This window comes from Pseudomonas sp. FW215-R2 (genome assembly GCF_058789255.1).
Window position 1 is genome coordinate 85,089 of record NZ_JBYTBO010000005.1, and the last position, 26,273, is coordinate 111,361.

The following is a 26,273-nucleotide window of genomic DNA, read 5'->3' on the forward strand; positions in this document are numbered from 1 at the left end:
AAAGGCAATCACCATCGACTGCTCCGACATCGCTCTCCCCCAGTAGATTCGTTGCTGCCCGATCAGCCGCTGAAGCATCCATTCCTTGGCCAGTCAGCAAAGCCGTGGCCGTTGCAGATTTCGCTCAATGACTGGCTGCTAGTTCTTGTCATGGTGAGTGTGCCCAGCACAACGTCCTTCAGTAGACCTCGTGGGCTGTGAGAGGGGTGGTTGCGTTCAAGTCGTTGTTCGAGTCATGGCGCGTCCAGAGTCTGGTTAAGGTGCTGATAGGTGCGCGTCCACCAGGAGGTACATGGACATGGCGACAACTGGTCTTATTTTCCGCTGCTGCACTACTTGATGACCGTTTTTGGGGAGAAAAAAATAAAGGAAAAAATACTAAGGACGACCGTCATAATTTCCGTACTTGAGCTCCGGCACATCATTGATGTGTGGCTTCCTGCCGCTGTCTTGTAGATGCACCGTGAATCCCGATGGATCTCTAATGATCAAGGTGTTCGCGCCATCCTCTGGTCAAGTGGAATTGCTGGTCACCGGCGTGTCGACTGCGAATCTCACATCGAGTCGAGCCATTGCTGATCTGATTGGCGAGCTTCACTCGGAGATGGCCGCGACGAGGGTTTCTTTTGCTCAGCTGGCTCGGAGCACAATCAGCAAGCGCACATTCTCAGTCACTCAATAGGTCGACAGGATCGGTACCGCGCCCAACAGGCTTCTTTCGATGCATAGGGGAATTACTCCGATGTCATCAACACAGCAAGTGTCATGTTGATGAACTCTTCATTTGTTCTGATCGTGTCCAGCGCACCACGCACGTTGCCTCCAACCTCACCCGATCCACGCTGCTCGACCCAGAGCGTCAGTTCCATGATGGCGGCTTCAAGGGCTTGCTGGTTTTCGTTGATCTTGAATAGCAGGGAAGGGAGTAGGTCAGAGTTTGGCATCGCGATTCCTCCGTGGAAAAAGGACAGCGTAGCAGTAGAAGAATTTGGTGGGATCTTTCGCTCGACTATTGATGACACACATAGTCAGAGCGTGTTTAGCAGACGCCCAAGCTGCGCGCACTCCCAGCCACTTAATAGTATGACTGGATCTTTGCCATAGCATTGCCAGTTTTCAACAGTCCCGACACGACCGTCAGGAGACCTGCAATCCCCGCAGTAATCCAAGGTGCCGCCGTCATTGAAAAGCGTGAGACGCCAGCCATCGATCTCAACAGGCATAAGGCCGTGATAGATCTCACTCCTGGACTGTCTGCTGGCCTTTGTCATGATGCGTGTGCTCTGCGCGACGTCCTTTAGTACCTGGTAGACATCGCGGGCGTTGAGAGCAGGTTTTGTGTTCAAATTTTCCATCGTCTTGATTGCCGATACTCGTCTTGAGGTGTCCTAAATTATTAGGCCAGTTCAATGAACTTCGCCGAAGTGCACTTCAGGTGCAAGGAGCTACGGGATGAAATCACAACCCAATATCGAGTTGCATACGCCATTCAAGCACGTCCTCTGGCAGTACTTCCGGCGGCAAAGTTTGGACGATGCCTCGCAGCAGATGACCGGAATGACAGTGAAGTATCGCGACTTTACTCGGGTCATCCCGAAAAAAAGCTAGCTCTGCTCCCGCCCGGCGCTGGCCCTTGCGCAGGGCTTCTAATGCCTCCTGACCGAGCCATTCGAGGCGTAGAAATCCATACATGTTCACCGCGCGTGCCCTCACATGACTCTTTAGCAGTTCAGCCACCAACTGCTCCAAGCCTTGCGCGCCGAGCGTGGCCACAGCCAATTGCCAAAGCTGCCCTTCGAGAGGGGTCGTGATCTTCATACGCACGCCAGGATGATGATGTGCTTGAGCTCCCGTTTCGACCTAAATCCGTCGCTCTGGTTTAGGGGCGACTGGAGTGCTGGCGTCTTCCAGATGCGACACCAAAGCTTCTTTCAATTCCAGCAACGCTTCTCGGAGTCGGGCGTCTTCGCGTGGGTCGTCTGAGCTCGGCTTGAATTCTTCAACGTGCCTGAACAGGGCTTCGCTGTCGTTTCTGTTGAGATCAAAAACAATCATGGTGAGTCCGGGGTATTGGAAGATGGGCTCGTGTTAGCACGCGTATCCGTGGCTGAGTTTTTCGAGTTCAGCCTTCACGAGTTCGTATCCCGCTTCAGTGAAAGCGAGCTCCAATGGAGTGACTCCACCGTAAGCAGTTTTCGGTTGAGTCAGCCAGGTGTCGGCTTTGGATTTGTTGCCAAAGACTTGCTCGGCTTGACGTTGGATCAGCTCAACGTGATTCATTTTGGGCTCTCATGAGGTTGTCGGTGAGCACACGGTTTTAGCCTATTGCTATGGTGGGGACTGACATTCAGCGCCGAGGCGCTGTGTGTATCTTGAGATCAATCTCCTGGCCTACAGTATTTCGAAGTACCAGTCGCCAAGTTCAGCTTCGGGGACTACAGATGGATGCACCAGATGATCCGTATTGATGTAACCATTCTCGCGATTGACTTTGTGCTGCATTTGGTAGGTTTTGAGTAAAATCAGGTACTCATCTGGAGGAGCGCCGCTTTTTTGTAACGCCTGATATCTCATTAGCAGCGCGAGATTGTCCCTTGCAGCTTTCGTCCTTTTTTCAATTATAGCCCTGCAGACTTCTACGAAGTTTGGATCATTGTGACCGTGTTGATGGAACGAAGTGGCCATTTCCTGAAAGATACCGAACTGTTTAGCATTAAACGTACGAATGCATCCCGTGCTGAATTTGAAGCGGTAGCTTGCGAACATAGAAATTGCAAATTCCTGCAAGCAGCAGGCGGTGGGGGAGCGCCCGGTAAGCAGTAATTTCCGATGCTGCTTGTAAGGGGATTCGTCCATAGGCGCCTCGTTGATCCTCTATATATGTTTGTAGGTCAATTCGATCGGGCGATATTTGTGAAACTTTTAACTGGGCGTAGTAAGAGATGGACTAATATGGTTGAGGGAATTATGTTGAGATTGAGGCGGCGGCATCTAAAGCGGAAAGTCATCATCGAAAAAGTCAAATGCTGACTGGCCATCTTTGGAGCCAGACTCATCAGGTTCACCTTCGGGCCCGTCGAAATCGGATTCATCCCATTCATTATCGAAAAGAGAATGCGCACTTCTGTAGTCCAGAATGTCGAGTATCTCAGTAGCGATGATACTTTTCACTTGATCATGGAGTAGGCGCCCGTCGTTATAGAGACGGTTATCTTTTTCATACATGCAGCGCAGCTCCAAATTATCGTAAGCCGCATTAAGTGCGATTTCTTGCCATGCATCGACGAAGTCATTTGGGTGTCGACGAAAAGCAGGATTAAGAATGATAGTGAGGAGGCCATTGGAATGATGAATCAGCTGAACAGGAGACAATACGGACTCAATTATGCCTTTTTCAACGATTCTGATAAGTCGACTGTCGAAGCCGTTTTGCCCCCAAAGGATTGCAAACGTCTGAATTCCTGCTTGCTCTCGGAACCCAAAATTGGCTTCCAAGGCTTGATATGTGGAGTAGATCGAGGCGACAAGATTTCCGTCCTTACGGTCAATCAGATCATGCTCAGCAAAGAACAGGCGCGAGCAGCGAGCACGTTCGGGTTCTTTGCGCTGCAGGCTGACTGATTCCACCTTTGTCATGATTACTTGCTCAATGACCGCCTTGTTCATCGATAATAATAGTTTGTTTCTTGTTTGCAAGCCAAAAATTTGGTCATTTTCATAATTGTCTTAAAGGTAGTACTTATGGTGCGTTAACCATAAATAAAGGTCTTTAAAATCAATGGCGTGCATGTTCTGGTTGACGATTTAAATATATATTGATTATGAGGTTTTCCGACGGTTGGTAGTTCGCGCTTAGTGCGCTTGGCAGCCATTGATACAAATTATCCAGTGGGGTCAAGTGGCGTGGTAATTGATGTACCTGGCTTAAATGTGGGTATGTAGATCCAAGGAATGAATCGCACCTGACTCTCTAGATATCTTGCAAGCTAATCTTGGCTCTGCGCCAAAAGCGACGAAAGGTAGTTTGGATTAAGTTGGTGTTTGCCAAACATGTCTAAACTTCAGAAAACCGCCATCCACCAAAAAAAGAGTACTAGTTCATGAATCAATCACCGTATGAGCAGTACAGCGACGTCCTCCTCAACGATAACTACGGCACCGCGCGTATTCTTCAGAGCTACGTGCTCTATCAATTCAGGAGCGGTCAGTTTCCGTTTGATATTAATCAGCATCTTGGTGGATTCGATACCCGGCATTTGAGGATTTATAACGAGCTAAAACAGTGGTACTGGGAGAACGGCCCGGGCCCAGGATTTCACGAAATCGTGGATGTCATCATAGCCAAACGAAATGCCGCTGCGCTGGACTGTGTTTGCGAGCTTGCGAAACTGCGATCCATGGATCCTGATTCTTATCCAGGTGAGGATGGGCAAGCACCTGCCGAGGCATACAAGTCCGCGCTGCGCCTTTGTGAGATATATCGAAGGGAATGGGTCGCGAAGGGTTTTCCGTTAGAGTGAGCACGCTGCTGGTTTGCAGTCCCCTCGTTACACCGCCGCAACGTCCAGATCACGGCAGCGTGTAGCCGAGGAAGCTTATTGTCAACGTCCAATTCGTTACGTAACGCGAGAGAGGTCGCATTCGCAATCAGGTGCCTCTTAGCCTGCTCCGCGCTCTTTACAGCTTCGTCGTACTGTCTTGCTGCTTCTGTTCCGCGCATGTGGTGTGGTACGGCGGTCTGGATCTGGGTCTTCTTGAATTCAAGCTGGCCGTCTACGATTTTCATTTCCTGTATTGAAAGGATCTTCTCCCTGGCAAGTCGTCGTGTGTGATTTCAAATAGATGTCATCGACTTAAAGCTAAGTAAGTCTTAGCAAACGGTCAAAAAAAATCTAAGATTCTCTTAGTCTTTAGGCGATGAGAAATGAGCACATTCACCGAGCGCTTGAAAGATGCGCGCAAGTCAGCAGGATTGTCCCAAGAACGCTTAGGCATAGAGGCGGGACTGGAGCCAGCCTCGGCCTCGGCGCGGATGAATCAGTACGAGAAAGGTGTTCACCATCCAGGTGAAAGTACAGTGCAGCAAATTGCAGCGGTGTTGAATTTGCCAGCGGCGTTTTTCTATTGCGAGGACGATGACACCGCATATTTGCTTCAATGCTTTCACTGCCTGAAAAACGATGACAGAAAACAGGTGATTGAATTGGCAGAGAGCCTTGCTTTACGCCACTGATAGCCTCGGCAATTTAGTTGACGCTTTTGTTAGATGAAGAGCTGATATGTGGGAGCACGGCCCCAGGAAACCTCACCGGCATGGACGGTAACCAATGGTGGCCTAGGCATGTATTGGCTTGGGCCAGGATAGCGCTTGGCTAGTCGAGGTTGGAATGGGGTCTGAGGTGGTTTAGCAGTCGCTCCAGCTTTGGATGGTTCAAGTGAAAGCAACGCGATTGGGCCGGTATCGTATTTCATAAGGTGCGGTAGAGACCCAGTCGTGCGCTTACCAGCGTTTTTCAATGTTGGTTCCGCTGTGGCTCGATCTGGTTCGCTTTTGGCGCAACAGCCGCCTGGTGGCCGTTTTCTGCCCCGCTGCTATATTTAATTGCCATCAACCTATGCGACTGGCCACCTAAAGACTCAGTGTGTTAGGCGACGTAGTGCCAAAGACTGATTGCGCTCATACGCTTGATGAGGTGGCGAAGATGCTGCATATCCCCAACAACAATGGCACGGCTTTAATTAACGTCTTGTCCTCCTATCCTGATCTTGATGAGCTGGAGCGAGATTTCGATATCTTGTACTTCCTCGACCTGTGTGCCGGGATCGACGCTGCCGTGATTCAGGATGAGTTGGCATATGTCGGTAAAATTAAAAGTTTCAACAGTGCGCAAGTAAACCCCATTATCAGAGCCTTGCTGGATTCAGGAACGCTGAAGCGCTACTACCCAACTGATCCTGACCCTGTGCTATATGGACGCAACCTCATAGCCTCGCCAATCGCTCAAGAAGTGCTCTCGGTACTCCCTACACGCGTCCCTTTTGGCAGTGAGCACGAGTTCATCTCATTGATGGCGTGCGGCAGTGAACTTGCTGCCGATATGGCAATGGAAAAGGAAACCGGTATTTCCCTTGTGCTGACGGCACATTCTTTGCCCTTGTATGCAAAAATACCAAGTGAAATAGAGCGAAGAGCCTCTTATCAACAGCTTAAGTATACCTTGGCTGCCACTTATCCAGGGTTTCGAGATATTTTGTGCTCTATGGGTAATTCACTCGCTCCAAAAGAGATAATAAGAATTCCACCTATTGCCTTAGAAGTATTGGAGCTCGCTGACAGCAAAGAGGACTTGGGTCAAGCAGTACTAGAGGTAAGGGGAAGATATGAAAAAATGCGTAAAAATCTAATTGAACTACAGGATTTACTCGACTCCAATGATGCTTCTTCTTCTCTAAAGTTAAGGGAGGTGGAGCGGTACAAAAAATCCCTGTCTAAACTTTTTTCGAGTTCTGAGTTGGACGGAGTAACAGTAGTGACGACCTTTACCGATGATATTAGCGAAGCAGTAGACCTTTCTGATTTCTCGACTGATGGGGTAGAAATCGACTGGCCAAAAATGCTGAGTTTTCTCGTGAAGTACGCCTACGACATCAATTGGAAATTGCGTTTTCGGCCGCTTCACGCGAGTAAGCAGCGGTATCTTGAACTTTCAACAAATAGAGTGGCAGGCATTGTCAGGAACAAATTTGGTCATCAGCTAAATAGTGCCGATGTGATCGCAGTCAATAAGTACGCTCAAGCAGTTAGAACGATATAAGGAAGTTTGGCCGAAGTCTGGCTTACGGGGGGCGTACGTCGGCTTCTTTCGCCCGTTCGAGTGCGCGGCTAAGGACATCAAATAGCAGGTATTTTGTTGGCACTACCCATCTGGCCCACCTCAGGATAGATAGGGCATGGGGAAAAATGTGCTACCGCGCTACTGAATATCACGGCTTATAAATTTGGCTATTTCTGTTTGCGAATGGGGGTGACATTTCCTGTCTCTAAAAGCGCTTTCTTAAGCTCGTCAATTTGGCGCAGTAACATCAACTCTCTGGCAATGGCGTCCTTATATAATCCTTCAAATGTTTTACTTTTCAAACGTGCTTTCTGGGCGGAAAGCTTTGCTTCCGTTAACGCTTTCGAGCTAGGTGATTTTTGACCATCGACTTGGCCCGCGCGAATTCGGATTTCTTCTATAAGTTTTGCGTAGACAGGCCTTCCGCGCTTGATGCTGCCTTTACCCCGTCCAGCCTCCAGTGCCACATTATCAAGATTCAAATTTGCGCCTTTTGGCACTATGTTGGGAATGCCACTGACAATTCGGTGTATCGCCTCGTAGTAGTCAGTCAGTGTCCCGGTCGAGTCTTGAGATACCTCGCCTATATCGACTGCATTTCCTATTTCGCCTGTGTTGCCGATATCGTCTAGCAGTTTGGTCATGGCTTTAGCTTCCAATTTTAATTTTTGCTTTGTTTGGCTTTTTGTTTTTTAATACGTACCACAAAGTTTTCCAGGTCTTGCAGATTTGCGAGTTCAGCCCGATATTCGATCGTATCTGGATTCAATGTTTTTAAGTGCATTTGCGCGACGCTAATAATATTTGAAACAGCACTCATTTTTATGACGGATTCGGAGCAAGTGTCGCAGGTCAAGAAGTTTCCGTGTGCTCTCTTGTTACACGGGGTAACTGACCCGCACCCACCTACCGGTGTCTCCTGGTAGGCTTGAAAGCCTTTTTCGACGTTAATTTTTGTTTGCTCGATAGATGTTTTCATAATGATATTGTTTCTCTTGTTATCGATCAGCATGCCATGAATGCCGTAGAGTTCTTCTTTGCTTTTTAGTACCTCTTTAATGTACATCGCTGCGTCAGCAGCTTTTTTATTTCTAAGGAAATAAGCGATGGCAAACGGGTTGTCTTCCATAAAAATAACATTGCCTGCACTGCAGCCCTTTGCGTAGTAAAGTGACATCTCTTTGGTTAAGTGTTGGAGTAAACGCTTTAACGCGGGCAGGGTAACGAGCCCGCTTTGTGCTGCGTAGACGGCAATGGAACGACGGAACTGATGGGAGGTGATCTTCCAAGGTTGACCAATTTTAAATTGCTTGTCAGCGCGCCAATCTCTGAAGGGGTCAATGGCCTCCAATTCACGCATATCGTCTTCGGTGATGAGTACCTGAGGCAGTTTTTGTTCTACTCTTGACGCGAATCCTGACGCTGATCGGCCCTTATTTTTCTTGCTTGGAGCCCCTGGTGAAAATGGCAGTTTTGCGACGGCAGCAAACAGTAAATCTTTTAATTCGTTATTGGGCTGAGCACTGTTGCAAACGATATCTTTTCTGATTTGTTCAAGTGCACTCAATGGTATGGCAATCTCTGGACAGCTGATCCATTTCGATTTCACAGCTCGGCCTTTCATTTTTGTCGTAACGCTGAGCACATAAACAGTTTTTTTATTCCAGCCTATGACTGGTTCCAAGCATTCAGGCTGTAGCGCAAGTGCTTCCTCATCTCGCATTGTAGTGAATATATGAATCATGCACTTGGAACAATATTGGACAGTGGTTAAGAAAGATGCGATTTCGGTAACGCTTGTCCAGTTATATTTATTTGACAGTTTGGTCAAATCATGGCGTTGAATGGCGGTATCAAAATCAACATGTTCCGCCATAATCAATCTGCGATGGTGGTGCGAACTGAAAGGATTTGATTTCTCGTATGGGTGATATTTTGAAAAGGTACCGCCATCTAAGGCTCTTGCGTATGAATGGTTTTCGCATATGAGTGCTAACAGGTTGCTTAGTTTGTCTTTGTTTTCAAGATAGTCATTTATTTTCTCCATGTAGTGTTGGTATTTTGTGAAAAGAATTCGCGACGGGATAATGGGGGTTTGTTTGCCCTCGGGCCTTGTTTTGGCTATTTTTTTGATCTGAGGCCTAATAGCCCCGTCAATGCAAAATCCTACCTCTTTCTCTGATAGGTGCAAAAGCTTTCGTGATAGTGAGACTAGTGACTTAAGCGAGCTCTCTCCATGATAAGTGTCAATGAATTTTTTAAAAGTTGAGCTTGATCCAAATATATTTGTTGGGGAGATATTTTGTTCGGTTGAGAATGTTTTCATTGCACTTAGGAGGAACTCTACAGAAGCTAAAGTGGTGATTCGCAGCGGCTTTCCGGTCTTGTTGGGGGAAAACATGGCAATCAATAACATTCTTTTGTAAAAATTGGCTTCTCCAATTTCAAGGTCTATCTCTCGATCCTCGATTAGTTTTAGATAGGTCTTGTCTTTATTGGTCAGACAATAGGGCTCCACATCCCAGAAAGGATCCTCAAATCTGGACAGTACGTTACCTTTTGCATCTCGGCTAATGATTAAATCAGGCGGAATATCAATAAATGACATTCCGTAATAAACTTCAGGTTCGGGTGCGAATGGAGTAAAGCTCTGAGCTTCTTCAAAGGTTGGCACGCTTTTCATTTGATAACCCCTATTTTTATATACCGATCCAATTGCTTCTGCCAGTAGTCGCTGAGTTGATTCTCTTCGTACACCTCGCGGGTGATTTTCTCCACATCATCACTTGCTGCTGGCGATGTCGCAGAAATTTCGTCTAGATGTTGATCGATACGCTGTATTGCTAGACCGTGTACTTCGTTAAAGTGTTGCGCCGAATTGCAGCTGCTAATCAACTCGCCAATGGTGTATTTCATACTCACCAGTTTTCTAATCTGTTTCGGCTCGGTATTGGTACGAAACTCATCACAAAAAATACACCCCTCCAGATTTTTGCAGTTAGGTTCATAACCTTCTGGGGGTGTTTTTTTTGTTGACGGCTTATCTGGAGATGAACATCCTCCTGCAGGTGTGGCAGAATCAATGAATACATTGGCTCTATCGGTCAATACACTAAAGAACGATGCAATCTCATCAATGGCTTGTTTTTCTTCCGCCTCAGTATAACTGTTTCTAACAGACGTCTCGCTCGTTTGTAAAACGTTGGCGACGGTTGATATTTTATGTTTTTTTGACAGTAGGTAACTGCTTTTGTATAGGCGCAATTCTCGATAATTTAATGGCTCGTGACCCGGGTCAATGAAATTGGCTATTTGAGTATTGATGTGTTGAATGGTACTGGGCTGCAACCTGGTGATTTGTTTTGACGGATTACTGCTCATGCCGATAAAAAGGTAGGGGTGTAGCGCATCTCGCACAATGTATTTTCGCAGTTTCAAGAATTTTTCAAACGTCGGCACAAATGAGGACAATATTTCGAATTCGACGGGCAAGCCGTGAGCGCGCCATTTTATTGTTCTGAAACCGTGGCGATCTTTAGAAATTGTGTATTTTTCACTCCATAACAAGTCGCGTACGGGTGTTTCATTCATAGCGGTATTTGCTACGAACAGGTATACAAAGGAGTCGTGGGCCCATTTAGCTAATCTGACTCTTGCCGGGTGATGTGTTTGATTGTTGGACGCTGTGAGGAGGTCTAGTGTTTCTTGGCGTTGACGCCTGACTTGATGAGGCGCTTGATTCGCTCTTTCCATGCACTCATCCAATGGCCTGACTTCTCCCTTAGCATAGTTCCAAAAAATGCATTCTTCGATGTAACGTTTTTTAAGGCTCAAGATCTTCTGAGTGACAAATGGGTATTGCGCAGGCAATAACCAGATGTGTTCACGTTGAAAGGGCATTTGATATGGGAATAGCTCTTGTTTGAGCAGGAAATCAGTAAACCCATCAAAAATATAATCGCATAAAGTTAGATTGGTTACGTATTTTTTGAGTTCCGGAACTTTTGTTTTATTTTTTATGTGTCCTTGAGAGCTGATGGGAGGTATATGAGCTGTGAAGTTGTAGATGGCATCTGGGAAAAACGTCGTTGCGTTATTAATCACAAATGCTTGCAAGCGATTGGCGGTGAATTGTTTAAATTCATGTTTTTCTAGTCTCTTGTTAAGATTTTGAGAATACTCATACAAGGCTCTGTGATAGTCAGGCGGGCTCTCAAAGCAGTTTTCATGGTTGGTAGCATCGCTCCAATCCGTAAAAGCCGATAATTCTCTGAGCGTTGTGGTCGCGGATTTCGGTCGGGTTCGACCGACTTTGATTTCGGTAATCTTCTCTACGACAAGCTCTCGAAAGGCCTTTTCCCTCCCAGGTCTTAAGGAGGAAATGTCTACCTGTTTGACCAAGGAACGGATGGCCTTTTTTCGTATGGAATAACAAAGCGCGCCGATATCAAATGGCGTCTCATCGTCAAAGCAAATCACAAGATCAACAATGGAAATGCCGGACAGTAAGTTCTGGCAATCAACCAATGAGTGATTAGCAATATTTAGTGTCTTCGGTTGGCGAATATGCATTGGCATGTGCAGTCTCGACTTTGTTGAGTTTTAAACGATGAGATGCCATCTCGCGGCGAAACGCTCGCAGTGCTTAATTGGTCGCGTGCAAACATTCTAGGTCGAGATAACGATGTTGAATTTGCGGCTCTTGAATGAACTCGGTTTTGCGAATGCAAGTTGATGAATGGACAGACAAAGTTAACACCTCCCTAAAGTAAGGGCGCGCCGTTCATATCATTTCTTGCGAGATCTTCGACTATTGCGCTTAGTCGAAGGGTATCGGCAACGATACTGGTGGTGCATTGGTTTCGTAGTAACCGTAACGTTATTTGTCGTCTGGGTGTTTACGAGCCTGATCATCGGAGAATCTCCTGTCATCGAGTAGGCCTTTCAGATGTACTTCGAAATCTGTTTGTGCCTGGGCAATTTCTTGTTCGTTTCGTCTGAAATTTAAGTAACTCATCGTTGTCTCGACACTGGTGTGGTTTAAACGTTTTCTAACGTAGTCCAATAGATCAACCATGTTTATTTTTCCTTCATCAATGTCTTTAGTTTTTTCTTCAATGAGGTTCATACCAAAGGTTGCTCTGAGGTCGTGGAAGCTAAACTGGAAGCCTTCCGAAGCTTCATTAATTAGCGGAAGAATGCGATCTTTGATGAACGCCCTTATAGCTGAACCATTCTCCGCTGCCGTATATCGAGTGTCAGACTTGTCACTGTTCGCTAGATAGTAGGGCTTTCCTGTGCGAGTTAAGAATATGTACTGTTCTCCCTTGGGCTTGCTACAAGCACGATCCTTCCTCGCCTGGTATTTTGGCGAAGCTAAGTAAGCTGCAAGTTTTGCGTGTACCCAGTCGGGGCATAGCACGTCTTGGTGTGTTTGGTTTTTTGTATCCACAAGAGTACCATCGCCAACTGAGATCTTAATCAACCGCCCCTCATCCTTCGCTAACATGTCAATGCAATGTTCACGCAATGTTAGAATGGTTTGAATCCTCATGCCTGTTGTCAGAGCGAGAATAAAGATAAAAAGCATCTCGATGTTATCAAGCCTGTACAGTGCATCGATAAGGAGTTCCTGTTCCTGAAGATCGAGTGGGCGCAGTTTGCCGCCATCTTGAATAAAAGCTCTGGCATGCTCCGGAGGTCGCTTGAAGGACAGATCAGTTGTAATGACTTCCTTTGTGCTTGGGAAACCAAATTTGTCGGTATAGCGGATTTGAATCTTTTCCTCTTTCCACATTTGAAATCTAGGAGTGAAGTTTCTTTCTCTCTTCATCCACCGGTAGATCCCAATCGCGCTGCTCATCTTACGTTTCGCAGTAGCCCACTTGATTGCGTCCGTAGCGACTAGGATTTCTAATTCAGCTCTGTAGAAGTAGGTCGGGCGCTCATGAGTTCTCATGCCAAAGGTGAGCCAGTCCTTGTCGGCGTTGTGTAATACCGTCATGAAGTGCGCTAAATCACTAGCAATGTTTTCCTCCGATTGATGCTTGACCGGTTTGTTTCCCGCCACCTTATCTAACAAATAGAGGTTGCCGAGCACCCAGATCTGTTGATCGGGATCCAGGATGATATGGAAGAAGGGGATGTGGGAGGCCGTGTAAGGCCATGCGGTGATCGGGTAGGCAGGCAAGCTTACGTTGTCGGTTTCGATACCGCCTTCCCAATCCATGGCAACGCTGGGTTCGCAGACTTCGAAGAACCGAAAGTTTCTGAGCTTGATCTTTTGGTAGGAGCTAGCGGTATCAGTCGACATGAGCCTGGTCCTAAGATTTGCTTAGTCCAGTGAAGATCAGCTCTCAATAACTGTCAAGGCGACGGAGCTCACACGTGGTTCTGCACCTTGACCGTGTGCAGGGTGATGTCGACCACATCGCCATCGGCGCCGACCTGCGGCATTTCGATCCAGTCACCGACCCGCAGCATGTCGTTGCTGGTCAGTTGCACGCTGGCGACGAACGACAGCAGGGTGTCCTTGTAGACCAACAGGATCACCGCCGACATCGCACCCAGACCGGACAGCAGCAACAGCGGCGAGCGGTCGATCAGGGTGGCAACGATGATGATCGCGCCGAACACGTACAAGACCATTTTTGCCAGTTGCACGTAGCCCTTGATCGAGCGGGTGCGGGCGTGTTCGGTGCGGGCGTAGATGTCCAGCAGGGCATTGAGCAGGGCGCTGACCGACAGCAGCAGGAACAGAATGGTGAACGCCAGCGCGACATTGCCGAGAAACACCGTGGCGGTCTTGCTCAGCTCCGGCACCAGGTGCAGGCCGAACTGGATCACCAGCGACGGGGTCATCTGCGCCAGACGCTGGAACACCTTGTTATGCCGAAAGTCGTTGAGCCAGTGCAGCGCGGGCTGGCGACCGAGCATGCGGCTGGCATGCAGGATCAGGTAACGCGCCACTCGTCCGAGGACCAGCGCGATCACCAGCAGCAGGATCAGCGCCAGGCCGGCGTGCAGGAGCGGGTGCTGATCGAGGGCACCCCAGAGGTCTTGGGCGTTGAGCCAGAGCTGTTTGAAATCCATGAGAGAGACGATTCTTCTGTAAGACGCGACGGGCGATTAGAGCATTTAAGACGCTGTGTATTACCGTTGGAGACAAATCGAGCAACAAAAAAGCCACTGATTACGGCTGATTTCACAAAGAAACTCGGCCTGAGCGCTCGAAACCGGTAACCTATGCAGCTGATTTTTTGCATATCTTCGAGGTAGCACCCGTGTTTTCCCAATTCGCCCTGCACGAACGCCTGCTCAAAGCCGTGGCCGAGCTGAAATTTGTCGAGCCAACGCCTGTGCAAGCCGCGGCCATTCCGCTGGCGCTTCAGGGGCGTGACCTGCGGGTGACGGCGCAAACCGGTAGCGGCAAGACCGCCGCTTTTGTCCTGCCGATCCTCAACCGCCTGATCGGCCCGGCCAAGATCCGCGTCAGCATCAAGACCCTGATCCTGCTGCCGACCCGCGAGCTGGCCCAGCAGACCCTGAAGGAAGTCGAGCGCTTTTCGCAGTTCACTTTCATCAAGTCCGGCCTGATCACCGGCGGTGAAGACTTCAAGGTCCAGGCCGCGATGCTGCGCAAGGTACCGGACATCCTGATCGGCACCCCGGGCCGGATGATCGAGCAACTGAACGCCGGCAACCTCGACCTGAAAGAAGTCGAAGTGCTGGTGCTCGACGAAGCCGACCGCATGCTCGACATGGGGTTCGCCGAAGACGTACAGCGTCTGGTCGACGAATGCCCGAACCGTCAGCAGACCATGCTGTTCTCCGCCACCACCGGCGGTTCCGGCCTGCGCGAGATGATCGCCAAGGTGCTGAACAACCCTGAGCACCTGCAGCTCAACGCGGTCAGCCAGCTGAACTCGACCACTCGTCAGCAGATCATCACCGCCGACCACAACCAGCACAAAGAACAGATCGTGAACTGGCTGCTGGCCAACGAGACCTACCAGAAGGCCATCGTCTTCACCAACACCCGGGCCATGGCCGACCGCATCTACGGTCGCCTCGTCGCCCAGGAATACAAGGCGTTCGTGCTGCACGGCGAGAAAGACCAGAAGGATCGCAAACTGGCGATCGATCGTCTGAAGCAGGGCGGCGTGAAAATTCTGGTCGCCACCGACGTGGCGGCCCGTGGTCTGGACGTTGATGGTCTGGATCTGGTGATCAACTTCGACATGCCACGCAGCGGCGACGAATACGTGCACCGCATCGGCCGTACCGGCCGTGCCGGCAACGACGGTCTGGCGATCTCGCTGATCTGCCACGGCGACTGGAACCTGATGTCGAGCATCGAGCGTTATCTGAAGCAGAGCTTCGAGCGCCGCACCATCAAGGAAGTCAAAGGCACCTACGGCGGACCGAAAAAGGTCAAGGCCTCGGGCAAGGCCGTCGGCGTGAAGAAGAAAAAGACCGACGCCAAGGGCGACAAGAAGAAAACCGCCGCCAAGACCCCGACCAAGCGCAAGAGCGCCAACCGTCCGAAGCCGGATTCTCTGGTGAGCAGCGACGGCATGGCCCCGCTCAAGCGCCGCAAGCCGGTTGCACCTGCGGCCGAGTAAGGCGTTTCAGGCAGGCAATAAAAAACCCGGACACTGTCCGGGTTTTTTTATTCCTTGAGTTTGTCAGCTGCCCAGCTGCCCACGGGTGTCGGCATCAAAGCGCTGCTTGGCCTGATCCGCTTTTGGTTTGAGCTGTGCGAGCAGGGCTGCCTCGCTGTACAAACCGGTCAGAGCCAGTTCCTTGGGTGTCGGTTCGATCGGGATCAGCACATCTTCACCCGCCGCGTGCAGCCAGATCGCTACAACGTGCAGCGCCGAAACGAACAACACTCGCAGCTCAACGGTTTTGCCCTGCAACTGTGGCGATTGCTCGGCCAGTTTCAGTGCATCGACCGTGGCCGCCGCCAGGTTGCCGTGGTTCAACGAGGCGAACTCGACGTGACCACGGACTTCGGCCAATTGCGCATCGGCAATCGACACACCGTCGGCAAACACCAGGTAATGCCAGTCGCCGAGCCGGGCGTCCTTCAGGCCTTTGCCCTGGCTCAGATCCTCCAGACTGAGCGAGTAGCCGCGATAGGCTTCGCTGAGGCTGATTTTCGCCGGTGCAGCACTGGCGAACTGGTGATTGATGCCAAAGCCCTGGGTTTGCAGCGCGGCTTGCAACACCGGACGCAAGGTCTGTACGCCGTTGGAAGGCGCCTTTGGATAAGTCAGTTGCATGATGTCGCCCTCCTAGTTTTTCGCCGTGAAGTAAGTGTGAGTCCAGTTGCCGCCACCGTTGTAGGAACCGGGGAACGAGTTCAGCGCGCGGGTCGAATAGCCGTAGATCGAATCCGCGACCAGCACGTAGTTGCCGTTGGTGCCGTAGATCGTCAGGAAGTGCGCACCGCCGCCGTACCAGGCGCAACGCAGACCGACAGGCCGGCCCATGTTGATCTGGTTCTGGATGGCCGACATCTGCAATGAACCCTGATTCATCCCGTTGTAGCTGCGGGTGGTTTGCAGGGCCGAATCCAGATAGCCGTAGACGTTGCACGGCCCCGGCTGGCTGCAGCAGTTGCGGTTCAGTTGGGTGCTGGCAACGCCGCACTGGGTCCAGGACCCGGTGCCGTAATAGTTGCCGACCGAAGCGGAAACCGCGGCCCAGCACCAGTTGGTCTGGGTCTGTTGCTGCATCGTGAAGTTGAGACTCGAGGCGGCCAGGGCCTTGGCCTGTGGGGCCGCTTCGACCTCGACCAGTTGCGCATCGAGCAGATGGCCGGTCAGGCACCCGGGCAGGGTGTTGCCGGTGAATTGCGTTGTTTCAGTGGTTAACATTTTTCAATCCTCCATGAATGAAAACAAACGTCCAACGTGTGGATATTGCGAGCGATCGGTGGTGAATGGGTTGCCATCTCCGATGGCCGGTTCCGATCAGGCTCGAGGTAACCCTAGGTCTGAATATGCATTGATGCAAATACAAAAAATGCATTAGTGCAAAAATCCAGACGAAAGGACGCGGGCTTTGGCATCGATCCCGAGCGGTTGATGCCGAAGCCTGCGGCGTTGAGCGAGATGTCAGCCCTCGGTTTTCTTCTCGGCCGAATCCAGTTCCTTCAGCCGCTGATCGATCAACTGGCATTTGTCTGGCAGGTCGGCGGCTGCCGTGCCCAGGTCCATCTTCTGCAACTCGGCGTTGATTTCCTTGGCCTTGGTCGGGTTTTGCTCGGTGAGCTTGGCGACTTCCCTGGCCAGTTGCTCGCGCTTGACGGTGGCTTCTTCCGGGGTGCAGGCCCAGACGGGCAGGGCGCAGGCGAGCGTGGCGGCGAGTGTGAGTTTGAGCAGGGTTTTCATGGCGGCAGGCCTCAGATCCGGTTAAGGCGGGTTAACCGGTTGAGGGCTGTGGCCAATGAAAAGTTCAGGATCTTTGCTGGCTCAGTCCCCGTGACAGCAACTGGATTTTTGTTCTCCGTCATACCGATCGTGATACCGCACCCACTCCATGATCTCGTCCTCGTTCCTGCCTTTTGGCGTGAGATCGAGGTAGTTGTAGGCACCGACCAGCATGTCCAGGCCTCGAGCGTAGGTCGAGTAGGTGTGGAAAATCTCGCCGTTGCTGGCGCGATAGAACACGCTCAGCCCCGGCATTTCCTCTTCGCCACTGTCAGTCTTTTCGTAGTTGTATGTAGCCTTTCCGGCTTCGGCATCATCAGCGTGGGCGCAAACGCCGAAGTCGTAGTTGAAATCGGAGCCGTCCGACGACACCCAGTCGAATTTCCAGCCCATCCGCCGCCTGAAGGCCTGGAATTCGGCGAATGGCGCATGGGACACCGCCACCAGCGCAATGTCGTGATGGGCCAGGTGTTGATTGGCGCCGTCGATGTGGTCGCTGAGGAACGAGCAGCCCGGACAGCCTTCCTCCCAGCCTTTGGCAAACATGAAGTGATAAACGACGAGTTGGCTGTTTTGGCCGAACAGGTCAGCCAGTTTCAATTCGCCGTTCGGTCCCATGAAGCGGTAGTCCTTGTCGACCCTCACCCAAGGCAGAGCGCGACGTTTGGCGCTTAGGCGGTCGCGTTCTTTGGTGAAGGCCTTTTCATCGGCCAGATGCTGCTTGCGGGCGGCGAGCCATTCTTCGCGCGACACCACCGGATGATTCTCAACGTTCATGATGATTTCTCCTGCGGGGGTTGAAACCGTCTGTCTCAGACTAGTCGCTCGCCGCTGTCGGAAATCGACAGACCGCCGGTCGGCCGGGGCGGTAAATGAAGCTGAACGGCTCTTGTCCGGTCGGGTCACAACCTTTGAAGGCGCCATTAATCACGCGCACCGGAGGTTGAATCAGGATGACGACTTATAACTGGGATTTGATTGAACGCCTGCTGCATGAAGTACAGAACGGCGCGGGCCACAGCTTCGCACCGCGCTCTTACGCAGAAGACTATGCGGCGGAAAAAGCGGCGGCGGGCGAGCCGATCGAGAATCTGGATCATCTGAAAACCATCGCCTGCCAATATGAGCAACTGTTGCTGCTGCGCGGTTACATCGGGCCCCGTGGGGAGGATGAGGGCAGCACTGGCAACAACTTCAGCCTGACCCCGCGCGGTTCAAGTCTGTTGAGCCTGATCGACAGCAGCATTCCCGGTAATGATCATCCGCGTCAGGTGCTGGATGAGCAGCAGGATGCGCTGGATGAGGCGACGTTTGATCGGGTGGCGTCCAAGGCGCAGATTGCCTGAATCCAGGAAAGCAAAAGATCGCAGCCCTCGGTAGCTCCGCAAATTCTGCAGGAGCTACCGAAGGGTGCGATCTTGTGGTTTTCTAATTCTGTTTAGCGGCCTTCAAACACTTCAAATCATTGAAGTCCTTGCGCACCCCTTCGATTTTCTTCAACAAGCGCTGGCGTTGTTGCGGTGTGCTTTCAGCCATCAGATCCACCGCCAGCGAGCGCGCCTGGGCTTCGGTGTCGGCGTAAGCCTTGCGGTAATCCGCTGTCCATAAACGCTCGCGATAGACCAGAAGCGTCTCGATCCGCTGTGGGAATTCCGGACTTTTACGCTGGGCGACGGCTGCACTGAACTGCTGTTGCCAGTGCGCGCGGTTGGCGATCCATTGAGTGTTCTGGTCGCCCAATGCTGTCGACCACGCCATCACGCGTTGTTCTTGTGTGGGACTCAGCGGCCCGAGCCAGTCGTTGAGGCGTTTGTCCATGCGTGCGCCGCGTTCGGCAATCTCCTGGGCCAGAGGTGGCTTCACATATTCCTGTTGGCGTTTGCGCAGATCCTTGGCAAACGCGTCGTTCATTTCCGCGACCTGTTTGTCATCCAGTCCTTGCAGCAACTCAATGGCCGACGGGGTGATCTCACGTGCGGTCTCGGCAATCGCCTGCTTGGCCTCCAAGGTGCGGGCCTGGAGCGCGGCGTCGGTGACCTGATTGGTCTCGACCATGGTTTGCAGGCGATCGAGCCAGTCCAGATAACCCGGCAACTGCGTGCTGCAGTGCCAGCTCAGGTGTTCCTTGAGGCGTTCGTTGAACCAGCCTTTCTGCTCGCCGTTCATGTCCAGGTAGTCGCTGAGCGTCCACGGAATGATCACGTCGAGATTGCGATAGGCGAGGCCTACACGGCTGCAGGCGCCGAGGGCGAGGGTGAAAGCCAGCAGGGCGGCAATCTGTTTGAACCAGCGAGACATGGGCGAATCCTTGCGTGAGCCTGGCTTCGAAGTCTGATGCTTATGTGAACGCAGGATGAGCCCGGCAGTTCAGCCAATCAATAGAACGCACGTTCGGCCTTTAGCGTGACCAGCCCGTCGCACTGGCTGTTGTGCCCGGAATAGGCAGAGCAATCGCTGCCGCTGAGGCTGGAGTTGCTGTAGATCAGGTCGAGGTCGACGCCCATCACCGGGCGGGAAAATTTCACCGACCAGTCGGTAAAACTGCTGACATACCCGCCGTCCACCGAGACCGGTGTATTGAGCTGATGGGTGGTGTATTTCATGCTGATCCCGATGCCGAACGGCTGGTTGCCGCGCAGATCGGCAAACAAGGTGTTGTTCTGTTTGTCCGGATCGTTGCTCAGTGCGATGCCGAAACGGCTGCCGAGCAGGGTCAGGCCGCCGAACAATTCCTGGCTGTCGAGGGTGTCGACCTTGGGATAGCTGTAATGGATCATCCCGACTTCGTAGCCGAGGGTTTGATCGAAGGGTTGTTTAAAGCCGACGTAGGAATCGATCTCCAGATTCTTGCCCGGCGTCAGTCCCATGCTCGGCGCGTACTGGCCGACGTAGAGGCCGCTGTCGTGGCTCAGATCGAGGCCACCGTGGAACGAGCCGGCGGCAGAAGGTTTGACCAGTCCCTGGGCCATGCTGCGGCTGGGCGTGGTGCCGAGCTTGAGGTCGAAGTCGCCGAGTTCACGCTGGAAAATCTGCGCGTGCGTCATCGGGCTCGCCAGCAGGCCTGCAAGAAATAAACAGAGGGGTTTGAGCATGCGTCACTCCTTGAACAGCGAGCGCAGTGCGATAAAGACTGCTGAAACGCTTGATCCAGACGCGTGCAAGGATACCGGCGAATGATCGGCATCGAGGGCCGTTCGTCGATTTCTGTTGTTTTGTCGGTTTGATTAAACGCGAGAGAGGTCTTGCGAGGGTTCCGGTCCAGACGCTTCGAAGCTCAAAGCGCCTTGGGACTGGTGTGTTGCGGGGTGTTACTTCTTGCCCAGGCTGATCTGCTTGGACGGGCCGAACGTCTGGCCGCTGACGCCCTTGGCAATTTGCTGGATTTCGCCGCCGGACTTGAGGAATGCCGCGATCTGATCGTTGATCGATTCGCTGGTTTCAACGGCTGGAGCTGGCTTTGCTTTGCTGGTGGATGCTTTTACACGCATGGCGGCCATTAACCTGTAGAAAAGTAACTCGGCCAGGCATCGTACAGGAATAACTTGACAATTGCTTGGTAAATATCCCCCGGAATAACCCAGCGTGCGGGTGGATTATTCTCGATTAATTATTCGAAATATCCCGCTAACCTGCTGTTTTAAATAACAACATTTATCGGGATCGGTGGCTTTTTCGAGGGGGCGGCGCGCCGGGGAGTCCTCCAGGTAGTCTGACGAGTGGCGCCCGCTCGGCGGCAAACCAAGGAAAATCAAGGCTTCGCGCAAATTTCCGTCGGCGGGAGGATCTGCCGGCCAACGAACCCGGCAAAACCGGGTAGAATGCCGCCCACGCAATGAGGGTATTGGAAATGGCTTTAGTCGGGCGCTACAACAGTTTGCAAGTGGTTAAACACACTAACTTCGGTTTATATCTGGACGGCGGTGCCGACGGCGAAATTCTTTTGCCCAACCGTTATATCCCTAAAGATATTCCCAGCGAAGATGAAGACTGGCTCAATGTTTTCATTTATCTGGACAGCGATGACAAACTTATTGCCACCACTGAAAAACCAAAAGTTCAGGTCGGTGAATTTGCCAGTTTGAAAGTTGTTGAAGTCAACAGCATCGGTGTGTTCCTCGATTGGGGCCTGCCGAAGGATCTGCTGCTGCCTTACTCCGAAGAAAAACGCCAGATGACCGCCGGCGAGTACTGCGTGGTGCATGTCTACCTCGACAAACACACCCGCCGCATCACCGCCACCGCGCGTCTTGATCGCTACCTCGACAAGACCCCGGCCAACTACAGCGTGGGCCAGGAAGTTGATCTGCTGGTGGCCGAATCCACCGACATGGGTTTCAAGGCCGTCATCAACAACAAGCACTGGGGTTTGATTCACAAGAACGAAATCTTCAAGTTCATGCGTTCCGGCATGCGCGAGAAAGGTTTCATCAAGGAAGTGCGTGCCGACGGCAAGATCAGCCTGAGCCTGCAACCGGTGGGGCAGGAAGCGGCCAGCAGCCTGAGTTCGAAGATCCTCGCCAAGTTGCGCGAGAACGATGGCACCCTGGCCGTCAGCGACAAGAGCGACCCGGCGCTGATCAGCAGCCTGTTCGGTGTCAGCAAGGGCAACTTCAAGAAGGCCATCGGTTCGTTGTACAAGGAAGGCAAGATCGTCATTCATGCCGATCGCATTGAACTAACCTGAGCCTGACGTGGCCCATGTTGCATGGGCTCACTTGAGGTCGGGCAGATGAAAAAAACGTTGATTGCCTACGTCGCCACGCTGCTGACGTTTCTTCTGCTCGACGGCGTCTGGCTCGGCGTGCTGATGGCGCCGACCTATCGCGAACTGCTCGGTTCGCTGATGCTCGAAAAACCGTTGCTGGTGCCAGCAGCGGTTTTTTATTGCCTGTACGTTTTCGGCTGTGTGGCGTTTGTGGTGTTGCCGGCAGTGAGCTGGCAGCGAGCCGCCCGCATGGGCGCGCTGCTCGGGCTGGTCGCTTATGGCACTTATGACCTGACCAATTGGGCGACGTTGCGCGGCTGGTCGGTGCAGGTGACATTGATGGATTGGGCATGGGGGACGTTTGCCACGGCGCTGGCCTGTTCGGTCGGATTTGTCGTGGCCAGCCGGTTTGGCAGATCAGCCATTCACCGCTGACGTTTGAGGAGCATGAAATGTCTCTTCCAGACGGCTTTTTCTGGCTGACTGGTTAATAATCCACTCATCATTTTTCGCCCCGGACGAAGAGCCGGGGCTTTGTTTTGACCTTTGGAAAAACTGCCATGTTGTGTGTGTTCGAGGTGTTGCGGTGAGCGTCAGTCGGCGCAGTGCCGACGGGTTTGCGCTGCAAGTGATGGTCGGCCTGTGCCTGATCTGGGGCGTGCAGCAGGTGATGATCAAGTGGGCGGCGACCGATATCGCGCCGGTGATGCAGGCGGCGGGGCGGTCGGGGATTTCTGCGTTGCTGGTAGGACTGCTCATCTGCTGGAAGGGCGGCTGGGATCAGGTCGGTGCTACATGGCGCGGCGGCTTGCTGGCCGGTGCCTTGTTCGGTCTGGAGTTCCTGTTTATCTCCGAAGGCTTGCAGTTGACCACGGCCGCGCACATGTCGGTGTTCCTTTACACCGCACCGATCTTCACCGCGCTGGGTGTGCATTTCCTGTTGCCCAGCGAGCGTCTGCGACCGGTGCAATGGCTGGGGATTTTCATGGCGTTCGTCGGGATCGCTGTGGCGTTTGCCGGCGGCGTGTCGTGGGACAACCTCGATCACCGCATGCTGTTGGGCGATGCCCTCGGCGTGCTGGCCGGGGCCAGTTGGGGCGCGACCACCGTGGTGGTGCGCGCCTCGCGCCTGTCGGAAGCGCCGGTGACGTTGACGCTTTTTTACCAACTGATTGTCGGCTTCATCGGCCTGCTGTTGATCGCACTGCTCAGCGGCCAGATCACCCACGTCAGCCTGACCGTCGTGGCGGTGGGCAGCGTGCTGTTCCAGGGCCTGGTGGTGTCGTTCTTCAGTTACCTGACCTGGTTCTGGCTGCTGCGCCGCTATCTGGCGGCCAATCTGGCGGTGTTTTCCTTCATGACGCCGTTGTTCGGCGTCACGTTCGGCGTGGTGTTGCTCGGTGAAAAGCTGAGCATGAACTTCATCATCGGTGCCGTGCTGGTGTTGCTCGGCATCACCTTCGTCAGCGCGGAACAGTGGGTGCGTCGGCGTTTGCGCAAAGCGCTCGGCCAGTCGTAAGCGGTTTCCACGCCAGGCCACCGGCAATCAGCAGCCCGCTGCCGGCGATCACCAGCGCCGGTTGCAGGCCGCCGCTGAAGTGGCTGCTGACCGCCGCCAGCAGCGGCCCGCTGAGCTGACCGACGGCGAAGCACGCGGTCAGCAGACCGGCGTTGCGCTGGGTGGCGTGGGGCGCCATTTCCCGGGAGCGTTGCATCACCAGTTGCATGCAGGCCAGGAACGGCGTGCCGCACAGGATCACGCCCAAAGCCAGACCGAGGCCGCTGCCCAACAGGCAGGCAAACACCCCGGCGGCCTGCAGCCACAACGTCGCCATCAACCAGTGACGGGTGGTGTCCGGATCATGCCGACGCAAACTCACCAGCAACACACCGATTGCGGCGCCAAGGCCGAAGCATGGCCAGAACAGATCGGCCTGCCATTGCCCGTGAAACTGCGCGTTGGCCATCTGCGACAGGAACGTGGCCGGGATGATGTAGCCCACGCCGTACAAGGCATACACCACCGCCAACCGCGCAATGCCGCGATTCGAATGATTGACGGCGGAAGGTGTGACGGTTGCGCCGACGCCCGGTTGCGGCAGGATCCGCACGATTCCCAGCAACATCATCAGTGCCACGGCGGCATAGATCAGCCACAGGGTGGCGGAAGTCTGCTGCGCCAGATGTGAGAACAGCGCCAGCAACCCCGTCAGAAAAATCCCAAGACCCGGTCCGGCAAATACCAGCGCTCCCAATCTCGGACGACCCGCCGCCGCAGCCAGCGGTTGACTCAGTGCGGTGATCATCACCAGCACCCACGCGCTCGCCACGCCAGTGCCGAAGCGCAGCAGCAGATGCGACCAGAAACCATTGGCCCAGAACGACGCCAGCGTCAGCAGCACGCATAACCACAAGCCACCGTGCAGACGCCGTTGCACTTGATCGGGTCGTCGGGAAAACATCGCGTCTATGGCACCGAGCAGATAGCCGAGGTAGTTGGCTGCCGCAATCAGACCGGCGGCGGTCAGGTCGATCTGCCCTTCGCTGATCAGGTGGGGAAGTTGCGGTGTAAGGGCGAAACGCCCGATGCCCATGGCCATCATCAGGGCAATGAAACTGGCGGATAAGCGAATCAGCGGCGACATGGTCTGGATTCCGTTGGAGGTTCAATGACCGTCAGGCTAGGACTGATTGACTTTCTTTAAAATTGAATAATAGTGAGTAACTTGTTCAGTTCAGGAGAATGGTTGTGGAGTTCAGCCAATTGCGGATCTTCCAGGCCGTGGCGGAGGAGGGCTCGATCACTCGCGCCGCCGAACGCCTGCACCGTGTGCCGTCGAACCTGTCGACCCGGCTCAAACAGCTCGAAGAGCAATTGGGCGTCGAACTGTTCGTCCGCGAGCGTCAGCGTTTGCAGTTGTCGCCCGCGGGAAAAGTCCTGCTGGACTACACCGGCAAACTGTTCGCCCTGCGCGATCAGGCCAGTGCGGCGGTGATGGGCGGGCAACCGGCGGGAGATTTCGTGCTCGGCACTCTGTACAGCACCGCCGCGATTCATTTGCCGGCGCTGTTGGCGCGGTATCACAAGCGATATCCGGCGGTGAATCTGCAGGTGCAGTCCGGGCCCAGTGGCGAATTGCTGGAAGGCCTGCTCACCGGGCGCCTCGATGCGGCGCTGGTGGATGGCCCGCCGCAACTGGCCGGGATCGACGGTGTGCCGCTGTGCAATGAACGGCTGGTGCTGATCAGCGAGCCGGATCACCCGCCGGTACGCAGTGCCAAGGATGTCGAGGGGCGGGCGGTGTTCACCTTTCGCCATGGCTGCGCCTACCGTGCGCGGCTGGAGTCGTGGTTCGCGCATTATCACGCGGCGATGGGCCGGGCGATGGAGATCGAGTCCTACCAAGGGATGCTGGCTTGCGTGATTGCCGGCAGCGGTGTGGCGCTGATGTCGGAGTCGATGCTCGCCAGCCTGCCGGGGCGCGAAAGTGTCGCGGTGCATCCGCTGGCCGAGCCGTTTGCCAGTGCGACAACCTGGCTCATGTGGCGCCGGGGCATGGTCGGCGCCAATCTCAATGCGTGGATTGAACAGCAGCAGGCGCTCTATCCCGTGGCTGGCGAAGACACCCGGGAAATCGCTTGAGCGATCGGTCAGGGATTCTGATCAATCTGGTAACAGATCATTGCGGATTTCACCGAGCATTGCGTAGGACTTCGGACTATTATCAGTGCGAAGCGGCCTCAGAATTCCGGACGCTCAGCACCACCCTGAAGGGGGCATGACGATGAAAGAGAAAATTCAAAACTGGCTGCACGATTTGGGTGTTGCCCTCGGCTTGATCGAACCGCCTCTGCAACCGGTCCCGATTCGCACTGATGACGAACAGCGTCGGCGTCAGCAGCGTCGGCGCTAATGCCCCGATCTGAATAACAAGGATTCGAAGATAGAGAGATCGCAGTCTTCGTCAGCGCCTGCATGAAAATGTGCAGGCGCTGACGAAGACTGCGATCTTTTGCTTTTCAGTGTCGCCCGATCTCGATCAGAAACCGGCTCAAGTCGTTCGCGGTTTTCGCGGTCTTGAGCATGTGATCTTCCTCGGCGGTGAATGCCGTCAGTCCGAATTCATCTTCCAGATGGAAGATCAGATCCTCGATATCCGCCTTCTCCAGACCCAGCTCCGCCAGGCTGGTGCGGTCATTGAATTCGCGGTTTTCCAGCAGACGCTTGATGAACCTGTGCACGGCGGCACGCACGGCAGCTCTTCTCATGGCAGATTTTCAAAAGTGGTGGGT

Annotated in this window: 31 protein-coding genes and 1 pseudogene; 11 read left to right on the forward strand and 21 right to left on the reverse strand. The window is 53.1% G+C overall.

Features of this window, described 5'->3' with window-relative positions; translation table 11 throughout:
- The first annotated feature begins 484 nt into the window (after positions 1–484).
- Entirely contained in the window at positions 485–682 is a 198-nt protein-coding gene (locus tag AC3WRD_RS08835) for a DUF1652 domain-containing protein (RefSeq protein WP_371858311.1), read from the forward strand.
- A gap of 52 nt (positions 683–734) precedes the next feature.
- Here the strand turns inward: AC3WRD_RS08835 and AC3WRD_RS08840 are convergent, their stop codons facing one another.
- From AC3WRD_RS08840 to AC3WRD_RS08870, 7 genes are all read right to left on the reverse strand, one after another.
- A complete protein-coding gene (locus AC3WRD_RS08840; RefSeq protein ID WP_102620277.1) occupies positions 735–944 on the reverse strand; it encodes a hypothetical protein in 210 nt (69 codons plus the stop codon).
- 84 nt (positions 945–1,028) lie between these two features.
- Positions 1,029–1,355, reverse strand: a complete 327-nt coding sequence (locus AC3WRD_RS08845) for a DUF7693 family protein (RefSeq protein ID WP_492574038.1) — start codon at positions 1,353–1,355, stop codon at positions 1,029–1,031.
- Between the two features lie 103 nt (positions 1,356–1,458).
- Entirely contained in the window at positions 1,459–1,818 is a 360-nt protein-coding gene (locus AC3WRD_RS08850) for a hypothetical protein (RefSeq protein ID WP_102620278.1), read from the reverse strand.
- Positions 1,819–1,860: 42 nt separating this feature from the next.
- Entirely contained in the window at positions 1,861–2,055 is a 195-nt protein-coding gene (locus tag AC3WRD_RS08855; protein WP_102620279.1) for a hypothetical protein, read from the reverse strand.
- 33 nt (positions 2,056–2,088) lie between these two features.
- The gene (locus AC3WRD_RS08860) at positions 2,089–2,280 is read right to left on the reverse strand and encodes an MbcA/ParS/Xre antitoxin family protein (RefSeq protein WP_102620280.1); all 192 of its coding nucleotides are present in this window, start codon (positions 2,278–2,280) and stop codon (positions 2,089–2,091) included.
- A gap of 111 nt (positions 2,281–2,391) precedes the next feature.
- Positions 2,392–2,856, reverse strand: coding sequence for a hypothetical protein (locus tag AC3WRD_RS08865; protein WP_102620281.1), 465 nt, complete (start codon positions 2,854–2,856; stop codon positions 2,392–2,394).
- Positions 2,857–2,991: 135 nt separating this feature from the next.
- Positions 2,992–3,636 carry a hypothetical protein gene (locus AC3WRD_RS08870; protein WP_146013082.1) on the reverse strand — a complete coding sequence of 215 codons (645 nt, stop codon included), beginning with the start codon at positions 3,634–3,636 and terminating at the stop codon, positions 2,992–2,994.
- Between the two features lie 464 nt (positions 3,637–4,100).
- On the opposite strand from AC3WRD_RS08870, the gene AC3WRD_RS08875 reads away from it, so the two are divergent.
- The 3 genes from AC3WRD_RS08875 (at position 4,101) to AC3WRD_RS08885 (ending at position 6,815) form a co-directional block, all read left to right on the forward strand.
- Complete coding sequence (locus AC3WRD_RS08875) at positions 4,101–4,520, forward strand: hypothetical protein (protein ID WP_102620283.1); 420 nt, start codon at positions 4,101–4,103, stop codon at positions 4,518–4,520.
- A 404-nt stretch (positions 4,521–4,924) separates the two neighbouring features.
- Complete coding sequence (locus tag AC3WRD_RS08880) at positions 4,925–5,233, forward strand: helix-turn-helix domain-containing protein (protein WP_102620284.1); 309 nt, start codon at positions 4,925–4,927, stop codon at positions 5,231–5,233.
- Positions 5,234–5,702: 469 nt separating this feature from the next.
- A complete protein-coding gene (locus AC3WRD_RS08885) occupies positions 5,703–6,815 on the forward strand; it encodes a hypothetical protein (RefSeq protein WP_102620285.1) in 1,113 nt (370 codons plus the stop codon).
- Between the two features lie 188 nt (positions 6,816–7,003).
- Here AC3WRD_RS08885 and AC3WRD_RS08890 read toward each other — a convergent pair whose 3' ends face one another.
- From AC3WRD_RS08890 to AC3WRD_RS08910, 5 genes and pseudogenes are all read right to left on the reverse strand, one after another.
- Positions 7,004–7,480, reverse strand: a complete 477-nt coding sequence (locus AC3WRD_RS08890; RefSeq protein WP_102620286.1) for a hypothetical protein — start codon at positions 7,478–7,480, stop codon at positions 7,004–7,006.
- Between the two features lie 17 nt (positions 7,481–7,497).
- Positions 7,498–9,519: a site-specific integrase gene (locus AC3WRD_RS08895; RefSeq protein ID WP_102620287.1), complete on the reverse strand. Its 2,022-nt coding sequence runs from the start codon at positions 9,517–9,519 to the stop codon at positions 7,498–7,500.
- Complete coding sequence (locus AC3WRD_RS08900) at positions 9,516–11,414, reverse strand: hypothetical protein (RefSeq protein WP_102620288.1); 1,899 nt, start codon at positions 11,412–11,414, stop codon at positions 9,516–9,518. Before AC3WRD_RS08900 ends, AC3WRD_RS08895 begins: the two co-directional genes overlap by 4 nt.
- Before the next feature lie 301 nt (positions 11,415–11,715).
- Positions 11,716–13,149 carry a tyrosine-type recombinase/integrase gene (locus tag AC3WRD_RS08905; protein WP_102620289.1) on the reverse strand — a complete coding sequence of 478 codons (1,434 nt, stop codon included), beginning with the start codon at positions 13,147–13,149 and terminating at the stop codon, positions 11,716–11,718.
- A 77-nt stretch (positions 13,150–13,226) separates the two neighbouring features.
- A pseudogene (locus AC3WRD_RS08910) lies at positions 13,227–13,928 on the reverse strand (mechanosensitive ion channel family protein); the annotation flags it as partial.
- Positions 13,929–14,119: 191 nt separating this feature from the next.
- Between AC3WRD_RS08910 and AC3WRD_RS08915 the strand changes: the two are divergent.
- A complete protein-coding gene (locus tag AC3WRD_RS08915; RefSeq protein WP_096819350.1) occupies positions 14,120–15,460 on the forward strand; it encodes a DEAD/DEAH box helicase in 1,341 nt (446 codons plus the stop codon).
- Positions 15,461–15,523: 63 nt separating this feature from the next.
- On the opposite strand, the gene AC3WRD_RS08920 is transcribed toward AC3WRD_RS08915, so the two are convergent.
- The 4 genes from AC3WRD_RS08920 to AC3WRD_RS08935 form a co-directional block, all read right to left on the reverse strand.
- Positions 15,524–16,123, reverse strand: coding sequence for a hypothetical protein (locus AC3WRD_RS08920; RefSeq protein WP_102620290.1), 600 nt, complete (start codon positions 16,121–16,123; stop codon positions 15,524–15,526).
- A gap of 12 nt (positions 16,124–16,135) precedes the next feature.
- Positions 16,136–16,720, reverse strand: a complete 585-nt coding sequence (locus AC3WRD_RS08925; protein ID WP_102620291.1) for a C39 family peptidase — start codon at positions 16,718–16,720, stop codon at positions 16,136–16,138.
- A 240-nt stretch (positions 16,721–16,960) separates the two neighbouring features.
- On the reverse strand, positions 16,961–17,236 hold the full coding sequence (locus AC3WRD_RS08930) for a hypothetical protein (protein WP_102620292.1): 276 nt from the start codon (positions 17,234–17,236) through the stop codon (positions 16,961–16,963).
- An 81-nt stretch (positions 17,237–17,317) separates the two neighbouring features.
- Complete coding sequence (locus AC3WRD_RS08935) at positions 17,318–18,052, reverse strand: DUF899 domain-containing protein (RefSeq protein ID WP_102620293.1); 735 nt, start codon at positions 18,050–18,052, stop codon at positions 17,318–17,320.
- Positions 18,053–18,228: 176 nt separating this feature from the next.
- Here AC3WRD_RS08935 and AC3WRD_RS08940 point away from each other — a divergent pair, with 176 nt between their 5' ends.
- Positions 18,229–18,621 (forward strand): transcriptional regulator, encoded by a 393-nt coding sequence (locus AC3WRD_RS08940; protein WP_096819344.1) that lies wholly within the window; start codon positions 18,229–18,231, stop codon positions 18,619–18,621.
- An 82-nt stretch (positions 18,622–18,703) separates the two neighbouring features.
- Here the strand turns inward: AC3WRD_RS08940 and AC3WRD_RS08945 are convergent, their stop codons facing one another.
- From AC3WRD_RS08945 to AC3WRD_RS08955, 3 genes are all read right to left on the reverse strand, one after another.
- On the reverse strand, positions 18,704–19,573 hold the full coding sequence (locus AC3WRD_RS08945; protein ID WP_102620294.1) for a DUF6279 family lipoprotein: 870 nt from the start codon (positions 19,571–19,573) through the stop codon (positions 18,704–18,706).
- A gap of 77 nt (positions 19,574–19,650) precedes the next feature.
- Positions 19,651–20,367 carry a TorF family putative porin gene (locus AC3WRD_RS08950; protein ID WP_096819342.1) on the reverse strand — a complete coding sequence of 239 codons (717 nt, stop codon included), beginning with the start codon at positions 20,365–20,367 and terminating at the stop codon, positions 19,651–19,653.
- A 216-nt stretch (positions 20,368–20,583) separates the two neighbouring features.
- Positions 20,584–20,772, reverse strand: a complete 189-nt coding sequence (locus tag AC3WRD_RS08955; protein WP_016985943.1) for a PFL_1563 family small protein — start codon at positions 20,770–20,772, stop codon at positions 20,584–20,586.
- A 350-nt stretch (positions 20,773–21,122) separates the two neighbouring features.
- Here AC3WRD_RS08955 and AC3WRD_RS08960 point away from each other — a divergent pair, with 350 nt between their 5' ends.
- From AC3WRD_RS08960 to AC3WRD_RS08970, 3 genes are all read left to right on the forward strand, one after another.
- Complete coding sequence (locus AC3WRD_RS08960) at positions 21,123–21,959, forward strand: CvfB family protein (RefSeq protein WP_096819341.1); 837 nt, start codon at positions 21,123–21,125, stop codon at positions 21,957–21,959.
- 45 nt (positions 21,960–22,004) lie between these two features.
- A complete protein-coding gene (locus tag AC3WRD_RS08965) occupies positions 22,005–22,415 on the forward strand; it encodes a DUF2177 family protein (RefSeq protein ID WP_102620295.1) in 411 nt (136 codons plus the stop codon).
- Between the two features lie 151 nt (positions 22,416–22,566).
- Positions 22,567–23,499: a DMT family transporter gene (locus AC3WRD_RS08970; protein WP_102620296.1), complete on the forward strand. Its 933-nt coding sequence runs from the start codon at positions 22,567–22,569 to the stop codon at positions 23,497–23,499.
- Here the strand turns inward: AC3WRD_RS08970 and AC3WRD_RS08975 are convergent.
- Entirely contained in the window at positions 23,444–24,625 is a 1,182-nt protein-coding gene (locus AC3WRD_RS08975) for an MFS transporter (protein ID WP_102620297.1), read from the reverse strand. The two genes, AC3WRD_RS08970 and AC3WRD_RS08975, sit on opposite strands and share 56 nt — an antisense overlap.
- Positions 24,626–24,729: 104 nt before the next feature.
- Here AC3WRD_RS08975 and ptrR point away from each other — a divergent pair, with 104 nt between their 5' ends.
- A complete protein-coding gene (ptrR, locus tag AC3WRD_RS08980) occupies positions 24,730–25,623 on the forward strand; it encodes a putrescine utilization regulator PtrR (RefSeq protein ID WP_102620298.1) in 894 nt (297 codons plus the stop codon).
- A gap of 142 nt (positions 25,624–25,765) precedes the next feature.
- Positions 25,766–25,894 carry a PA1414 family protein gene (locus tag AC3WRD_RS08985; RefSeq protein WP_007914492.1) on the forward strand — a complete coding sequence of 43 codons (129 nt, stop codon included), beginning with the start codon at positions 25,766–25,768 and terminating at the stop codon, positions 25,892–25,894.
- 106 nt (positions 25,895–26,000) lie between these two features.
- Here AC3WRD_RS08985 and AC3WRD_RS08990 read toward each other — a convergent pair whose 3' ends face one another.
- Positions 26,001–26,249, reverse strand: coding sequence for a phosphopantetheine-containing protein (locus tag AC3WRD_RS08990; protein ID WP_096819337.1), 249 nt, complete (start codon positions 26,247–26,249; stop codon positions 26,001–26,003).
- Positions 26,250–26,273 lie beyond the last annotated feature (24 nt).

Coding starts and splice junctions, on each gene's coding strand:
- AC3WRD_RS08960 (WP_096819341.1), top strand. CDS start 21,123: ATGGCTTTAGTCGGGCGCTACAACAGTTTGCAAGTGGTTAAACACACT.
- AC3WRD_RS08855 (WP_102620279.1), bottom strand. CDS start 2,055: ATGATTGTTTTTGATCTCAACAGAAACGACAGCGAAGCCCTGTTCAGG.
- AC3WRD_RS08890 (WP_102620286.1), bottom strand. CDS start 7,480: ATGACCAAACTGCTAGACGATATCGGCAACACAGGCGAAATAGGAAAT.
- AC3WRD_RS08990 (WP_096819337.1), bottom strand. CDS start 26,249: ATGAGAAGAGCTGCCGTGCGTGCCGCCGTGCACAGGTTCATCAAGCGT.
- AC3WRD_RS08955 (WP_016985943.1), bottom strand. CDS start 20,772: ATGGCCGCCATGCGTGTAAAAGCATCCACCAGCAAAGCAAAGCCAGCT.
- AC3WRD_RS08885 (WP_102620285.1), top strand. CDS start 5,703: ATGCTGCATATCCCCAACAACAATGGCACGGCTTTAATTAACGTCTTG.
- AC3WRD_RS08945 (WP_102620294.1), bottom strand. CDS start 19,573: ATGTCTCGCTGGTTCAAACAGATTGCCGCCCTGCTGGCTTTCACCCTC.
- AC3WRD_RS08985 (WP_007914492.1), top strand. CDS start 25,766: ATGAAAGAGAAAATTCAAAACTGGCTGCACGATTTGGGTGTTGCCCTC.
- AC3WRD_RS08875 (WP_102620283.1), top strand. CDS start 4,101: ATGAATCAATCACCGTATGAGCAGTACAGCGACGTCCTCCTCAACGAT.
- AC3WRD_RS08975 (WP_102620297.1), bottom strand. CDS start 24,625: ATGTCGCCGCTGATTCGCTTATCCGCCAGTTTCATTGCCCTGATGATG.
- AC3WRD_RS08935 (WP_102620293.1), bottom strand. CDS start 18,052: ATGAACGTTGAGAATCATCCGGTGGTGTCGCGCGAAGAATGGCTCGCC.
- AC3WRD_RS08865 (WP_102620281.1), bottom strand. CDS start 2,856: ATGGACGAATCCCCTTACAAGCAGCATCGGAAATTACTGCTTACCGGG.
- AC3WRD_RS08965 (WP_102620295.1), top strand. CDS start 22,005: ATGAAAAAAACGTTGATTGCCTACGTCGCCACGCTGCTGACGTTTCTT.
- AC3WRD_RS08930 (WP_102620292.1), bottom strand. CDS start 17,236: ATGAAAACCCTGCTCAAACTCACACTCGCCGCCACGCTCGCCTGCGCC.
- AC3WRD_RS08920 (WP_102620290.1), bottom strand. CDS start 16,123: ATGCAACTGACTTATCCAAAGGCGCCTTCCAACGGCGTACAGACCTTG.
- AC3WRD_RS08905 (WP_102620289.1), bottom strand. CDS start 13,149: ATGTCGACTGATACCGCTAGCTCCTACCAAAAGATCAAGCTCAGAAAC.
- AC3WRD_RS08940 (WP_096819344.1), top strand. CDS start 18,229: ATGACGACTTATAACTGGGATTTGATTGAACGCCTGCTGCATGAAGTA.
- AC3WRD_RS08840 (WP_102620277.1), bottom strand. CDS start 944: ATGCCAAACTCTGACCTACTCCCTTCCCTGCTATTCAAGATCAACGAA.
- AC3WRD_RS08950 (WP_096819342.1), bottom strand. CDS start 20,367: ATGCTCAAACCCCTCTGTTTATTTCTTGCAGGCCTGCTGGCGAGCCCG.
- AC3WRD_RS08845 (WP_492574038.1), bottom strand. CDS start 1,355: ATGGAAAATTTGAACACAAAACCTGCTCTCAACGCCCGCGATGTCTAC.
- AC3WRD_RS08895 (WP_102620287.1), bottom strand. CDS start 9,519: ATGAAAAGCGTGCCAACCTTTGAAGAAGCTCAGAGCTTTACTCCATTC.
- AC3WRD_RS08870 (WP_146013082.1), bottom strand. CDS start 3,636: ATGACAAAGGTGGAATCAGTCAGCCTGCAGCGCAAAGAACCCGAACGT.
- AC3WRD_RS08835 (WP_371858311.1), top strand. CDS start 485: ATGATCAAGGTGTTCGCGCCATCCTCTGGTCAAGTGGAATTGCTGGTC.
- AC3WRD_RS08900 (WP_102620288.1), bottom strand. CDS start 11,414: ATGCCAATGCATATTCGCCAACCGAAGACACTAAATATTGCTAATCAC.
- AC3WRD_RS08880 (WP_102620284.1), top strand. CDS start 4,925: ATGAGCACATTCACCGAGCGCTTGAAAGATGCGCGCAAGTCAGCAGGA.
- AC3WRD_RS08850 (WP_102620278.1), bottom strand. CDS start 1,818: ATGAAGATCACGACCCCTCTCGAAGGGCAGCTTTGGCAATTGGCTGTG.
- AC3WRD_RS08925 (WP_102620291.1), bottom strand. CDS start 16,720: ATGTTAACCACTGAAACAACGCAATTCACCGGCAACACCCTGCCCGGG.
- AC3WRD_RS08860 (WP_102620280.1), bottom strand. CDS start 2,280: ATGAATCACGTTGAGCTGATCCAACGTCAAGCCGAGCAAGTCTTTGGC.